The sequence below is a fragment of the Mycolicibacter sinensis genome (genome assembly GCF_001673565.1).
GTDB lineage: Bacteria > Actinomycetota > Actinomycetes > Mycobacteriales > Mycobacteriaceae > Mycobacterium > Mycobacterium sinense_C.
Genome location: NZ_LZMF01000126.1, coordinates 21503 through 35676 on the forward strand (window position 1 = coordinate 21503; position 14174 = coordinate 35676).

The 14174-nt window shown below is 69.5% G+C and carries 14 protein-coding genes and 1 pseudogene; 8 read left to right on the top strand and 7 right to left on the bottom strand.

Annotation, left to right across the window (positions count from 1 at the left end):
- Positions 1-16: 16 nt before the first annotated feature.
- From A5648_RS17415 to A5648_RS17445, 7 genes are all read left to right on the top strand, one after another.
- On the top strand, positions 17-313 hold the full coding sequence (locus A5648_RS17415; RefSeq protein WP_047317297.1) for a WXG100 family type VII secretion target: 297 nt from the start codon (positions 17-19) through the stop codon (positions 311-313).
- A 14-nt stretch (positions 314-327) separates the two neighbouring features.
- Positions 328-612, top strand: a complete 285-nt coding sequence (locus tag A5648_RS17420; RefSeq protein WP_013827941.1) for a WXG100 family type VII secretion target — start codon at positions 328-330, stop codon at positions 610-612.
- 384 nt (positions 613-996) lie between these two features.
- Positions 997-1806 carry a PE family protein gene (locus A5648_RS25000; RefSeq protein WP_065025743.1) on the top strand — a complete coding sequence of 270 codons (810 nt, stop codon included), beginning with the start codon at positions 997-999 and terminating at the stop codon, positions 1804-1806.
- A 39-nt stretch (positions 1807-1845) separates the two neighbouring features.
- The gene (locus A5648_RS17430) at positions 1846-3030 is read left to right on the top strand and encodes a PPE family protein (protein ID WP_065025744.1); all 1185 of its coding nucleotides are present in this window, start codon (positions 1846-1848) and stop codon (positions 3028-3030) included.
- A gap of 28 nt (positions 3031-3058) precedes the next feature.
- Positions 3059-5587 carry a sensor histidine kinase gene (locus A5648_RS17435; protein WP_065025745.1) on the top strand — a complete coding sequence of 843 codons (2529 nt, stop codon included), beginning with the start codon at positions 3059-3061 and terminating at the stop codon, positions 5585-5587.
- Positions 5587-6270 carry a response regulator gene (locus A5648_RS17440; RefSeq protein WP_065025746.1) on the top strand — a complete coding sequence of 228 codons (684 nt, stop codon included), beginning with the start codon at positions 5587-5589 and terminating at the stop codon, positions 6268-6270. The genes A5648_RS17435 and A5648_RS17440 overlap by 1 nt, the downstream gene beginning before the upstream one ends.
- A gap of 50 nt (positions 6271-6320) precedes the next feature.
- Positions 6321-6779 carry an MPT63 family protein gene (locus A5648_RS17445; protein ID WP_065025747.1) on the top strand — a complete coding sequence of 153 codons (459 nt, stop codon included), beginning with the start codon at positions 6321-6323 and terminating at the stop codon, positions 6777-6779.
- 6 nt (positions 6780-6785) lie between these two features.
- Here the strand turns inward: A5648_RS17445 and A5648_RS17450 are convergent, their stop codons facing one another.
- From A5648_RS17450 to A5648_RS24720, 7 genes and pseudogenes are all read right to left on the bottom strand, one after another.
- Entirely contained in the window at positions 6786-7739 is a 954-nt protein-coding gene (locus tag A5648_RS17450; RefSeq protein ID WP_065025748.1) for a Ppx/GppA phosphatase family protein, read from the bottom strand.
- Between the two features lie 7 nt (positions 7740-7746).
- A complete protein-coding gene (locus tag A5648_RS17455) occupies positions 7747-8238 on the bottom strand; it encodes a DUF501 domain-containing protein (protein ID WP_065025862.1) in 492 nt (163 codons plus the stop codon).
- Positions 8231-8878: an FtsB family cell division protein gene (locus A5648_RS17460; protein ID WP_065025749.1), complete on the bottom strand. Its 648-nt coding sequence runs from the start codon at positions 8876-8878 to the stop codon at positions 8231-8233. The genes A5648_RS17455 and A5648_RS17460 overlap by 8 nt, the downstream gene beginning before the upstream one ends.
- 18 nt (positions 8879-8896) lie before the next feature.
- Positions 8897-10186 (bottom strand): phosphopyruvate hydratase, encoded by a 1290-nt coding sequence (gene eno / locus A5648_RS17465; RefSeq protein ID WP_065025750.1) that lies wholly within the window; start codon positions 10184-10186, stop codon positions 8897-8899.
- Positions 10187-10274: 88 nt separating this feature from the next.
- Positions 10275-11009 carry a lytic transglycosylase domain-containing protein gene (locus tag A5648_RS17470; protein ID WP_065025751.1) on the bottom strand — a complete coding sequence of 245 codons (735 nt, stop codon included), beginning with the start codon at positions 11007-11009 and terminating at the stop codon, positions 10275-10277.
- Between the two features lie 88 nt (positions 11010-11097).
- Entirely contained in the window at positions 11098-11658 is a 561-nt protein-coding gene (gene sigC / locus A5648_RS24715; RefSeq protein ID WP_234787471.1) for an RNA polymerase sigma factor SigC, read from the bottom strand.
- A gap of 180 nt (positions 11659-11838) precedes the next feature.
- Positions 11839-12471 (bottom strand): annotated as a pseudogene (locus tag A5648_RS24720) (DUF2275 domain-containing protein); the annotation flags it as partial.
- A gap of 121 nt (positions 12472-12592) precedes the next feature.
- On the opposite strand from A5648_RS24720, the gene A5648_RS17480 reads away from it, so the two are divergent.
- Positions 12593-14164, top strand: coding sequence for a PPE family protein (locus A5648_RS17480; RefSeq protein WP_065025752.1), 1572 nt, complete (start codon positions 12593-12595; stop codon positions 14162-14164).
- Positions 14165-14174 lie beyond the last annotated feature (10 nt).

Consider the following 14174-nt stretch of genomic DNA (forward strand, 5'->3'; position numbering starts at 1 on the left):
GTAAGGAGACACAGCGATGGCAACACGTTTTATGACCGATCCGGACGCGATGCGCAGCATGGCGGGGCGTTTCGATGTGCATGCTCAGACGGTGGAGGATGAGGCCCGGCGGATGTGGGCGTCGTCGACCAACATCTCGGGTGCGGGCTGGGGTGGTCTGGCCGAGCGGACCTCGATGGACACCATGGGTCAGATGCAGACGGCGTTTCGCAACATCGTGAACATGCTGCACGGGGTGCGTGATGGTCTGATTCGGGATGCGAACCACTACGAGCAGCAGGAAGCTGCTTCTCAGCAGATCCTGTCGAGCTAGAAGGAGAATCGCAGATGAGCATTAATTACCAGTTCGGTGACGTCAACGCCCACGGTGCGTTGATTCGTGCCCAGGCGGCGTCGTTGGAGGCCGAGCATCAGGCGATCGTGCATGACGTGCTGGCTGCCGGGGATTTCTGGGGTGGCGCGGGTTCGGTGGCCTGCCAGGAGTTCGTGGCGCAGTTGGGCCGCAACTTCGCGGTCATCTACGAGCAGGCCAACGCCCATGGTCAGAAGGTGCAGACCGCCGGCAACAACATGGCCAACACCGACGCTTCCGTCGGCTCCAGCTGGGCCTGACCAGGCCCTAACAAAGCAAACCGGCGCAGCGGAGGGGGCTGCGCCGGTTGTTTTGTCTTCGGCGACTTCACCATGCATCCGGTGGCGGCCGGCTGAGCGGGAAAAGCGGCGCCGGTCCGCATGACCTGCCAGGAATTCCTCACCCGGCTCGGACGAAACTTCCAGGTCATCGACGAACGGCCCAGCACCGACGCAGCGGTGGGAGTCCAGTCGGGCCTGCGCCGGGCCGCCCAGCGCTGTGAAGTACCTGTGCGAATAAACCGTCAAGAATCCTGGCAGGGGCGTTAAGAACCCGTAAACGACTTCTCCGATTCGGCCCTCGGCCGGAGACAGTGGACCCTGCATTCGGCCGAAGGCCGACCCCGTTTTCCACCAGGAGAAGTGATGTCCTTCGTGACCACCCAGCCCGAGGCGATGGCGGCGACCGCCAGCAACCTGCAGGCGATCGGCTCGGCGATGACCGCGCAGAGCGCCGCGGCCGCCGCACCCACCACCGGCATCGCCCCGGCGGGCGCCGACGAGGTCTCGGTCTTGCAGGCGACCCAGTTCGCCGCCTACGGGCAGCTCTACCAGCAGATCAGCGCACAGGCCGCGGCGATCCAGGAAATGTTCGTCAACACCTTGCGCACCAGCGCCGACTCCTACGGCAGCACCGAGACGGCCAACTCGGCCGCAGCCGGGCTGGGCACGGCAACCGCAGGACTGGGCGCCGGCTCGGGGGCCGCTGACCCGACGTTCGGGCTGGGCGGGATCGCCAGCAACAGCTCCATCCTGGCCGCCATGCAGGCCGGCACCATCGGCTCCGCCGCTTCGGAGTTCACCGGGTTGGGCAAGGGCTACATCACCTCCCCGTCCGGGGTGGTTCACCAAGTCGCACCCCCCGACATGCCCCAGGCGGGTCTCACCGGCCAGACCGCCCCGGCCGCCGCAGCAGCACCGGTCACCACGACCGCAGGTCAGGCCGCGGCACGGCCCCTCGGTGCGCCCACGCCACCGGCCTGGGCCGGCGAACCCGTGCCGGCGGGGGCCACGCCCGCGGCGCTCTCCGGCACGAATTCGGCAGCCGCCGCGCCCCGCGCCGCTACGGCGGCCGTGCCCGCTGGGCTGCCGGCGTCGTCTAGCGAGCAGGGCAGCCGCGGCCGGCTGCGCTATGGCATCAAGCCGAAGGTGATGCCGCGCCCACCGGTGGGCTGACGGCAGGCAATCGGTTACCAGCGAACGGAATTGACGAACATGGACTTTGGCGCGTTACCCCCGGAGATCAACTCCGGCCGCATGTACGCCGGCGCCGGTGCGGCCCCGATGATGGCGGCCGCTGCGGCGTGGAACAGTCTCGGCGCGGAGCTTTCCACGACCGCGACGTCCTACCAGTCGGCGATCGCGGCACTGACCGGCGAGGAGTGGCAGGGGCCGGCCTCGGCGTCGATGGCCGCGGCCGTGATGCCGTATGTCAACTGGCTCAACACCACCGCGGCCGCTGCCGAGCAGGCCGCCGCCCAGGCAACCGCGTCCGCGGCCGCATTCGAAGCGGCGTTTGCGATGATGGTGCCGCCCCCGGTGATCGCCGCCAACCGGGCGCAGCTGATGGCGCTGATCGCCTCGAACTTCCTGGGCATCAACACCCCGGCGATCGCGGCCACCGAGGCGCAGTACGCGGAGATGTGGGCGCAGGACGCCATCGCCATGTACGGCTATGCGGGTTCCTCGGCAAGCGCCGGAGTTCTGCAGCCGCTGTCCTCCCCCAATCCGATCAGCAACCCGCTCGGCACCGCCGGTCAGGCGGCCGCGGTCGCACAGGCATCGACCGGGAGCGCCCAGAACGGGTTGTCTCAGCTGGTTTCGGGGCTGCCCAACACCGTGCAGACCCTGTCCTCGCCGCTCAGCGCCGCGGCCGGTCCGGCCCAGGCGGGCGATTTCCTGACGAATTTCATCGATTCGACGCAGAACATCGGGATCTGGAACGCAATCCAGACCTACAGCACCTACGCGGTGACCGCCGGGTCTTGGCATCTGTTCGCCGGCATCGCCAGCGCGCTCGCCATCGCCTCACCCGGCGTGGGTGCCGCCGGTGGAGCGGTCCTGGTGGATTCGGTCGACGCCCCGGCCGGCGCGGCCGTCGCCGGCTCTGCGGCCACCGGCCGGACGCCGGTGCTGGCCGGCATGGCCCAGGCGGCCCCGGTCGGGGGACTGTCGGTGCCGTCGACCTGGCCGGGGGCACTGCCGGGCGGGACCGGTGCGGCGCCGTTGATCACCTCCGAGTGGATTCCCGGCGCGGTCGAGGAAGGGCAGTCGATGACCGCGGTGCCGGCCGGGATGGGTGCCGCCGGTGCGGCCGCAGCGCGCGGCGGTCGCGGTTTCAGCGATCCACACTACGGATTCAAACCCACTGTCATGGCACGCCCGGTCGCCGCTGGCTGAGAACGGCGGTTGCCGGGATGATGGTCGGGTGAGCGTCGTGAGTCAGCGCGGGGAACTCCGCATCTACCTCGGTGCCTCGCCCGGGGTCGGCAAGACCTACGCGATGCTCGGCGAAGCCCACCGGCGGGTCGAGCGCGGCACCGACGTGGTGGCCGCCGCCGTGGAAACCCACGGCCGCAGCAAGACCGCCGAACTGTTGCGGGGCATCGAGACCGTCGGCGCCCCCGACGCCGAACTCGACGGCCAACTCGATGTCGCCGCGGTGCTGGCCCGGCGCCCCGAGGTGGTCCTGGTCGACGATCTCGCGCACACCAACGCCGCCGGCAGCCGTAATCCGAAGCGCTGGCAGGACGTCGAGGAGTTGCTCGACGCCGGGATCACGGTGATCTCCACCGTCAACGTGCAGCAGCTGGAGAGCCTCAGCGACGTCGTCACCAAGATCACCGGCACCGTCCAGCACGACACCGTGCCCGACGCGGTCGTGCGCCAGGCGACTCAGATCGAACTCATCGATGTCGCCCCGGAAGCGCTGCGCCGCAGGCTCTCCCACGGCAACGTCTATCCGCCGGAGAAGGTCGACGCGGCGCTGGCCAACTACTTCCGCGGCGAGACGCTGACCGCGCTGCGCGAACTGGCGCTGCTGTGGCTGGCTGGACAGGTCGACGCGGCGCTGACGAAATACCGCGCCGACAAGAAGATCACCGAGACCTGGGAGGCCCGCGAACGCATCGTCGCCGCGGTCACCGGCGGCCCTGAGTCAGAGACCTTGGTACGTCGCGCCTCCCGGATCGCCTCCAAAGCCGGTGGCGAACTGCTGGTGCTGCATGTGCTGGGCGGCGACGGAATCTCCGGCGCACCGGCGCCCCGGGTGGGCAAGATCCGCCAGCTGGCGATCAGCCTGGGCGCCTCGCTGCACACGGTGATCGGCGACGACGTGCCGGCCGCGCTGCTGGAATTCGCCCGTGACGTCAACGCCACCCAACTGGTGATCGGCAGTTCGAGACGCTCCCGCTGGGCGCGCATCCTCGACGAGGGTGTCGGTGCGGCAGTGGTGCAGCAGTCCGGCGATATCGACGTGCACATCGTCACCGACGAGGACATCAAGCCGAGTTTCCGGGCATTCTCGGTCTCGCCGCGGGAACGGCGGGCGGTGTCCTGGCTGGCCGCGATCGTCGTTCCGTGCGTGATATGCGCAATCGTGGTCGGCTGGCTGGACCACTACCTCGAGACCGGCCAGAGTGCGCTGTTCGTCGTCGGTGTCCTGCTGGTGGCCCTGCTCGGCGGTATTGCCCCGGCGGTGCTCTCGGCGTTGCTGTCCGGGGTGCTGATGAACTACTTCCTGCTCACCCCGCGCCGCGACTTCACCATCGCCGAACACGACGCCGCGGTGACCGAGGTGGTGCTGCTGTTGGTGGCGGTCGCGGTGGCGGCCCTGGTCGACGGCGCCGCCAAACGGGCCCGAGAAGCCGGTCGCGCCTCCCGCGAGGCGGAATTGATGACGCTGTTCGCCGGGTCCGTGCTGCGCGGAGCGGACCTGGACACGCTGCTGGAGCGGGTTCGCGAGACCTACGCGCAGCGATCCGTCAGCCTGGTTCGCGTCCCGGCCGCAACGGCGAAGACCGCGGTCGCCCGCGCCACCAGGGTGGTGGCCTCGGTGGGCGAGCAGCCCTGCACCTCGGTGGATCTCGCCGACACCGCTATCGATGTCGGCGACGACGAGTTCTGGATGCTGATGGTCGGCCGGCAACTGGCCTCCCGGGACCGGCGGGTGCTGTCGGTGGTGGCCCGCCAAGCCGCCGGACTGGTCCGCCAGGAGGAGCTGGCGGCCGAGGCCAGCCGGGCCGACGCGGTGATGCGCACCGACGAATTACGCCGCTCCCTGCTCTCGGCGGTCAGCCACGACCTGCGCACCCCGCTGGCGGCGGCCAAGGCGGCGGTGTCGAGCCTGCGTGCCGACGACGTCGCCTTCTCACCGGACGACACCGCCGAACTGCTGGCCACCGTCGAGGAGTCCGTCGACCAGCTCACCGCCCTGGTGGGTAACCTGCTCGATTCCTCTCGACTGGCAGCCGGGGTGATCCGGCCCGCACTCACCAAGGTGTATCTGGAAGAGGTGGTCCAGCGCGCTTTGATCGGAATCGGCAAGCGCAGCAACGTCTTCGGGCGCGGCAGTTTGGAACAGGTGAAGGTCGAAGTGGGTCCGACAGTGGCTATGGCCGACGCCGGACTGTTGGAACGCGTGCTGGCCAACGTCATTGACAACGCGCTGCGCTACGCCTCGGACAGCGTGGTGCGCGTGACGGCGGGCCAAGTCGGCGACCGGGTGCTGATCAACGTCGCCGACGAGGGTTGTGGACTGCCGCGCGGTGGCGAACTGCACGCGTTCGATCCGTTCCAGCGACTCGGCGACCGCGACAACACCAGCGGTGTGGGACTTGGCTTGTCGGTGGCGCGGGGTTTCACTGAAGCGATGGGTGGCACCATCTCGGCGACGGAGACACCGGGTGGCGGGTTGACCATGGTGGTGGATCTGGCCGCACCGGCAGGAGAAGGCTGATGAGCACACGTGTTCTGGTAGTCGACGACGAGCCGCAGATCCTGCGTGCGCTGAAGATCAACTTGTCGGTGCGCGGCTACGCGGTCGTCACCGCGGCGACGGGTGCCGGTGCGCTGCGCGCCGCCGCCGAACAGCGCCCCGACGTGGTGATTCTCGACCTGGGACTACCTGACATCTCCGGCATCGAGGTGCTGGCCGGGCTGCGCGGCTGGCTGACCGTCCCGGTGATCGTGCTCTCGGCCCGCACCGACTCCGCTGACAAGGTCGAGGCGCTGGACGCCGGGGCCGACGACTACGTGACCAAACCGTTCGGCATGGACGAGTTTCTGGCCCGGCTCCGGGCAGCTGCACGCCGCAATGCCGCCACGGCCGAAATCGACCAGCCGATAGTGGAAACGGCATCGTTCACCGTTGATCTGGCCGCCAAGAAGGTCACCAAGAACGGCTGTGAGGTGCATCTGACCCCCACCGAGTGGGGCATGTTGGAGATGCTGGTGCGCAATCGCGGCAAACTGGTCGGCCGTGATGAGTTACTCACGCAGGTGTGGGGCCCGGCTTACGCCAAAGAAACCCAGTACCTGCGGGTTTATCTGGCGCAATTGCGGCGCAAACTCGAAGATGATCCGTCCAATCCCAAGCATCTGTTGACCGAAGCTGGCATGGGCTACCGTTTTGAGGTTTGAAAATCGCCCATGCGGATATGTATTTGGGACCTAGCGGAAGGAGTTTTACCGTGATGTTCTCCCAGATCGCCAAAAAGACGGCGGTGACAGCGGTCGGCCTCACAACGGCAGGAATGCTGGCGGTGGCACCGGCTTCTGCGGACCCGACAGTGGTCGGGTTCGGTCAAACACAGGAGATCCAAAGCCCAGGCGGTGCCATCGACTACACCGTCGAGAACCTGCAACCCAGCGGTCACAACGACGGAATCTGGTACTCCGACGTGACCGCGAGGGCGGTAAGCGGCTCTCCCACCCCGAACATCGCTGACTTCAACGCGCGCGCGGTCAACAGTTCGACGTTCGCGGTCATGAAGGGCAATGAGGTCGACGGCCTGCCCAACGGCCCGATCGCGCAGGGCAGCCAGACCAGCGGGCGGGTCTACTTCGACGTCAAGAACGGCACCGCGCCGGACAGCGTCGTCTACCGGGACGCCGGCGGCCAGGACAAAGTCGTCTGGAAGCAGGGCTAAGCCCGGCTAGTCGAAGTCGGTGATCGACAGCGCGATTCCGTCCAGGATGTCGTGTTCGCTGACCACCAGCTCCTCGATGCCGGCGTGGTCGGCCAAGGCGTGGGCGAGTTCCTGCACCACAATCGCCCCGCCGCCGATCACGTCGACACGTCCCGGGTGCATCGGCCCCAGCGCGGCGCGCTGCTCGCGGGTCATGCCGAGCAGCTGATCGCAGACCGCCAGTAGATCGCCGAAGCCAACCCGGGACAGGTGAATGACCCCCGGATCGTATTCGGTCAGGCGGTGGGCCAGCGCGGAGAGCGTTGTCATCGTTCCGGCCACCCCCACCCAGGTGCGGGCCTCCCGCACCGGCACCGCCCGCAGGGCCTCGCCGAGCAGTTCGCCGGCGAGGCCGCGGGCGGCGGCGATCTCTTCGGCGGTCGGCGGATCAGAATGCAGGCAGCGCTCGGTCAAACGGACGCACCCGATGTCGGCGGAGTAGCTGGCCCAGACCCCGCCCACCGGATCGCCCAGCACCACCTCGGTCGAGCCGCCACCGAGGTCGACGACAACGAACGGTCCATCCTCGCTGCCTAATTCGCCCACCGCCCCGCGAAAGGACAGCTCCGCCTCCTCGCGGCCGGTGATCACCTCGGCCACCGCACCGGGAACGGCTGCACCTAACACCTGCGCTGTCATGGCGAAGAACTCGTCGCGGTTGGCCGCATCGCGGCTCGCCGAGGTCGCCACCATCCGCACCCGCGAAACCTCATGTGCCGTCAGCAGTCCGGCGTAATCTGTCAACGCCGCGCGGGTGCGCTCCAACGCACCGGAGGCGAACCAACCGGTCGCATCGACCCCTTCACCCAACCGCACCACCCGCATCTCGCGGTGCACGTCATGCAGTCGGCCATCACGCGCATCGGCGATCAGCAGGCGAAGCGAGTTGGTGCCACAGTCGATTCCGGCGACCCGGCTCATTTGCGCGTCATAACCACTGCTCCGGTACCAAGATCCCGGCCATCCCCGGCTCGGCGGCCAGGATCGCCAACGCCTCGTCGCCAAACGGGTTGACGCCGCGCCCCTTGGCCAATGCGTGCGCGATCAGCACATGCAGGCACTTGACCCGGTCGGGCATGCCGCCGCCGGAAAAGGTGGTACCCAGCGGCTCGATCGCGTCCCGTTCGGCGAGAAAGGATTCGTGGGCGTCCCGGTAGCGCGCGGCGAGTTCGGCGTCATGCTGCAGTCGGGCGGTCATGTCAGCCATCAGCCCCGAGGACTCCAGCCGGCTGGCCGCGGCGGTCAACACCGGGTGCGTCAGGTAGTACAGCGTCGGAAACGGTGTGCCGTCAGGCAGTTTCGGCACCGTCTTCACCACGGCGGGCTCACCGTTGGGGCACCGGTAGGAGATCTCCAGGACACCGCGCGGTTCTCGGCCCAGCTGCCGGCCCACCACGTCCAGGTCGGCAGGGTCAACCACCGGGTGCACCCGGGACGGCAGGGGCGGGCAGGACGGCCGGGTTCGGCGGCAGAGCCGGGGCCGGCGGCGGATGCGGAACATCGGCGATGGTGTGCCACAGCGCGGTGTACCAGGGGTCACCACTGGGGCCCGCCTCCCCTTGCTCGACACCCGGTTCGCCGGGCTGCTCCGCGGCCCCCGGCAGCTGCACCTGATAGGGGATCTCCCCGGGCATAACGAAGCCGAGCCGCTGGCGGGCCTGCGCCCGGATATGCGCCGGGTCATCCATGTTGGCCTTCTGCTGCTGCAGGTCCGCGATCTGACCGCGCAGGGTGGCTTCCAGCTGGGACTGCTGCTTCATCTCCGCATGCTGGGCGAAGAAGGTGCGGACCGGGCCGGCGAGGGTCAAGGTGAGCACGCACATCACCGCCGCCAGGATGACCGCACGCCGCGCGGTGAAACCGACCCGCAGCTCCGAACGCTGCTCGGCCGCTGCCGATCGCTGGACCGGCTGGGCCGATGATTCCGGCGCGCTGCGCGAGGTGCCCGGTCCGCGGCGCACCGCCGGCGAGCGGCGTGGGCGGGCGCGTTCGGTTTCACCGGCCCGGCCCGGCCGCGACGTCGCGGAACGCCGCTTTTCGGGCCGTTTCGGATCGGACATGGCAGCGGCCCCGAAAGGCTATTTGCTCTCCGGCGCATAGCGGGGGAAGGCCAGGTCGCCGGCGTAGCGGGCGGCGTCGCCGAGTTCCTCCTCGATCCGCAGCAGCTGGTTGTACTTGGCCACCCGCTCACTGCGGGCCGGTGCACCGGTTTTGATCTGACCGCTGCTGACGGCCACCGCGAGGTCGGCGATGGTGGTGTCCTCGGTCTCGCCGCTGCGGTGGCTCATCATGGTGCGGTAGCCGCTGTGGTGGGCCAGTGTCACCGCATCCAGGGTTTCGGTCAGCGTGCCGATCTGGTTGACCTTGACCAGCAGCGCGTTCGCCGCACCGCGCTCGATGCCCTCCTCGAGACGCTCGGGGTTGGTGACGAACAGGTCGTCGCCGACGATCTGCACCCGGTCGCCGATCTCGGTGGTCAGCGCCACCCAGCCGTCCCAATCGTCTTCGGACAGCGGGTCTTCGATCGAGACCAGCGGATAGGAATCGAGCAGCTTGGCGTAGAACTCGGTCAACTGCGCAGCGGTACGGGTCTGCTTCTCGAACGCATACCCGCTGCCGTCGGTGTAGAACTCGGTGGCCGCGACATCGAGCGCCAACGCCACATCGGTGCCCAGCTTCAGTCCGGTGGACTCGATCGCCGAGCTGATCAGGTCCAGTGCCGCGGTGGTGCCCGCGACGTCGGGGGCGAAACCGCCCTCGTCCCCCAATCCGGTGGACAGCCCCTGCTTCTTGAGCACCGCCTTCAAGGCGTGGTAGACCTCGGCGCCCCAGCGCAGCGCCTCGGCGAAGCTGGGGGCGCCGATCGGGGCCACCATGAACTCCTGGACGTCGACGCCGGTGTCGGCGTGCGCGCCGCCGTTGAGGATGTTCATCATCGGCACCGGCAGGATGTGGGCGTTGGGGCCGCCGAGGTAGCGGTACAGCGGCAGCGCCGCGGAGTCCGCGGCGGCCTTGGCCACTGCCAGCGACACCCCGAGCATGGCGTTGGCGCCCAGCCGGGACTTGTCCGCGGTGCCGTCGAGGTCCACCAGGGCCTGGTCCACCAGCCGCTGGTCATCGGCGCTGATCCCGATGACCGCGGGCGCGATCTGGTCGAGTACCGCGGTGACCGCCTTCTGCACCCCCTTGCCGCCGTAGCGGGCGCCGCCGTCCCGCAGTTCGACGGCCTCGTGCTCACCGGTGGACGCCCCGGAGGGCACCGCGGCCCGGGCAAACGTCCCGTCCTCCAGCGCCACCTCGACCTCGACCGTGGGGTTGCCGCGGGAATCGAGGATCTCGCGGGCGCCGACCTGCTGGATGATGGGCACTGACTTCTCCTTGAGCTGGGTGGGGACGGGCCGTTGTCAGCCTATTGGGAGCCTAACGGTGGTCCCCGCCACCCACCTCACACACACCTCACAAGGGCCGCCCGGCCGCGTACGCGGCGGCCCAGTCCCGAACCGCGCGGGCGTAGATCTCCGACTCGTTGTAGGCCATCAACGCCGTCATCCAGCCTTTGGCGGTGGCGAGATCCTTTCCGCGCCAGCACAGATAGCCGGCCGCCGACAGCGCGGCGTCATCGATGTTGTCCGGGCTGACGATGCCGTCGTTGTTGGCGTCGACGCCGTAGAGACGCCAGGTCTCCGGGATGAACTGCATCGGGCCCATCGCGCGGACCACGCCGTCGTCGTCGGCCAGGTCCGGCTGCAGATTCTCGACGATGTGCAGCGTGCCGCCGGAGCCGTCGAGCCGCACGCCCCGGATCTTGGGGCGAACGTCGCCGTTGCGTGCCACCGTGGCGTGGTTGTAGCGACCGTGATGACTCTCGATCTGGCCGATGCCGGCCAGGGTGGTCCAGCCGAGGTGGCAGTTGGGGTTCTCCACCTCCGCGACGCGTGCCGCGTACGCGTAGGCCTCCAGCGCGGTGACCGGGATGTCGAGCACCGCGGCCCGCTCGGCGGCCCAGTGGTAGAGCTGGTCGGCCGGACGGCCCGCCACCAGCTCGGTGTCCACCGGCGGGACCGGGTCCCCGGGCGGCGGCGGCACACCCTGCGGGATGGGGTTACCGAGCTGCCAGCTGCAACTGGAAGCCAGCAGCACAGCCGTCGCAGCCACGACGGCGGTAGTCCGCAGCCAACGACGCGCCGACACCGCTCTCCCCAACCTCGAAACGCTGATCTGTGTCCATCGTTCCATGACCGCTGCGCCACTGACGGACGTCACCGGGCCGAGTCACGGCCTAACCGGTCAGCTCGTCGCGTTCCGAATCCGCGAGCAGCGCGTCCCGGGCGCGGGCGACCCGGGATCGGATGGTGCCCACCGGGCAGCCGCACACCGCGGCGGCGTCGCGGTAGGACAGCCCGAAGAGCTGAGTCAGCAGCAGCGCCTCGCGCTGTTCGGCCGAGAGCCCGGCAATCAGGGTGGTCACTTCGACGACGTCCTCGAAGCCGCGGCTGGGCCGGTCGCGGTCGAGCAGCAGCTCGGGGTCTGCGCCGGCCGCGGTGCGCGGACGCGACCGCAGATAGCGAATGTGGTCGGCGACCACCCGGCGTGCGATAGCCAGCAGCCAGGTCCGGGCACTGGAACGCCCGGAGAACCGCGGGATCGCGCCGATCGCCCGCAGGAAGGTCTCCTGCGTCAGGTCGTCGGCGTGGACACCGTCGAAGAGATAAGCCACGAACCGCCAGACATCGCGCTGGGTGGCCTTGATGAACGCCTCCAAAGCCCGGGCGTCCCCGTCGGCGGCGGCAAGAGCCAATGCGGTGACAGCTTCGTCGTCACCCCGGTCAGCTGCCGCCATGAACACCCACCTTAGACCCGGCGCCGGAACCGCCCTACGACGCATGGTCGTAGCCATATCCGGACCGTTCACCGACCGCAGGTGCCGGCCCCTCCGGCCGAACCCGCGGCGGTCGGTGTCCGCCGGCGGCAGCGCCTCGTCAGCATCGCCGTCAGCGGCCCGCGAGCCAGAGCCACCGGCCCGGTGACGCATCACCAGCAAAGCGAATACCAGCCCGATCAGGACCGGCAGATGGCTCGCGATCCGCGCGGCGGTCACCTGGCCATGGTAGGCGTCGATTGCCACGTACCCGGCCAAGGCCAGGGCGAACACCCCGGCGATCGCGGCGACGCCCGCCGCCACGCCGGGCCAGATGCCAGCCGCGATCATCGCCCCGCCCAGCGCCAACAGCCACGCGGTGGATTCGTGCAGCAAATGAGCCCCGGTGGCTGCCCCGTGGCCGTGCGCCGACACCATGCCGAAGTCGACGCCGACGATCTGGGCCAGCGCCATGGCCACCTGAAGCACCCCGACCGAGATCAGCGCCAGCCGCCGGTAACCCCAGCTCGACCAGCGTCCGCCGGCCGAGATTCCGCCGGTGACCGACGTCACCCCGGCGGCCGCCAGGATCTGTGCGGCCAGGTCAGGGCCGTCTCGGGAGTCGGCATCGCTGTCGATCGTGGTCAATCGGCGGGCCTGCGCGGCGGCACCGACCAGCCAGCGCCGGCAGCTGCGGCATGATGCCAGATGCGCGTCGACCTGTTGCGCCGGCAACTCCTGCTGCTCGCCGTCGAGCAGCGCCGACAGGGTTTCGCGCACCACCTCGCACCGCATGCCGACATAGTCGCCTATTCGGCGGCCTTTCACAAAGGTCACCGGCGCGGGAACCAAATCGGGCGCCGATGCGACCACTGGGTGTCGGAGACGAAATCACGATCGTTGGGAGAGGTGTTCCATGACCGCACCGGTCTGGCTGGCGTCGCCGCCGGAGGTGCACTCGGCGCTGCTGAGCGCCGGGCCCGGACCCGGTCCACTGCTGGAAGCGGCGTCGGCGTGGTCGGCGATGAGCATCGAGTACGCCGAGGTCGCCGCCGAGCTCGACGCGGTGCTGGCCGGGGTGGAAGCCGCCGCCTGGCAGGGGCCGAGCGCCCAGCAGTACGCGGCCGCGCACGTTCCCTATCTGAGCTGGCTGACCGAGAGCGCCGCCAAGAGCACCGCCGCGGCGGCCGTGCACCAGACGGCGGCCGCCGCCTACACCACCGCGCTGGCCGGTATGCCCACGCTGGCCGAACTCGCCACCAACCACGCCGTGCACGCCACGCTGGTCGCAACGAACTTCTTCGGCGTCAACACCATCCCGATCGCGTTGAACGAAGCCGACTACGCCCGGATGTGGGTTCAGGCCGCGGAGATGATGACCGTCTACCAGGGCGTCGCGGACGCGGCGCTGGCCTCGGTTCCGCCTGCCACCCCCGCGCCGCCGATCGTGGCCCCGGGGACCGCTGAGGCCGCCGCCGGTACCAGCTGGGAACAGCAGATCGCCGACTGGCTCACGCAGTTCAACATGGGCTTGGCGGACCCGATCGCCAAGTGGCTGTGGGCACAGTTGGGTGTCGACGGCTATCCGATCGAGGCGTTTCCGTTTGCCAGCGCGGTCACCCAGATGCTGGCGCAGATCCCGGGAATGTCTCCGATTCTGGCCGGGGCCCTGGGATGGACCACCTTCCACACGCTGATGCTGTTGTGGCCGATGGGGCAGATCGCCGTGCAGATGGCGATCCCGATCGTCATGGCCGCGGCACCCGCACTCGCGGCTGCCGCCGGCCTCGGTGCGCTCGGCGCGATCGGCGCGGTGGGCGGCGTGGAGCAGGCCGTCGAGCCGACCCCCGCGCTACCGGTGACGGGCGGCGTCGCTGGCGCCCCGGTCCTCAGCACCGTGGTACCGGCCGGCGCGGAGGTGTGCGCCTGTGCGGACCCGATCTCATCGGCCGGCCCCACTGCTCCGGGCACCGTCAGCGGCGGGATGCCGGCCGGCGGCGGCGCGGCCGGCGGCGGCCCGGGAGTCGGTTTCGGGCCGACCTCGTGTCTGTACCTGGTGAGCAGCGCCTCGTCATCGGCCCGGCAGTCCAGCGGCTCGCGGCGCTCCCGCAGCGCCGAAGAAGACGCTTCGGAGAGCCAAGGCGCCCCCGGCGAGGCCCAGACGGAGGCCCTAGCCCAGAAGCGCCAGCGCCGGCAGCGTGCCCAGCAGCGCGGGTTCGGCGACGAGTACATGGACATGAACATCGGAGTGGCCCCGGACTGGAGCGCACCCGGCGGTTCAGCGAGTCTCGACGGAGGAGAGGCGAAGGTGGGACCGCCGCATGCACCCGGAGCGTCTGATTCCGGTGCCGGCCCATTAGGCTTCGCCGGCACCGCCACCGCGGTTCGCCGCCGGGCGGCCGGGATCACCGTGCTCGCCGGCGACGGTCTCGACAACGAGCCGCGGATGCCGATGCTGCCGGGCGGTTGGGGCGAGGACTCCGAGTAGCGGTCGGCGC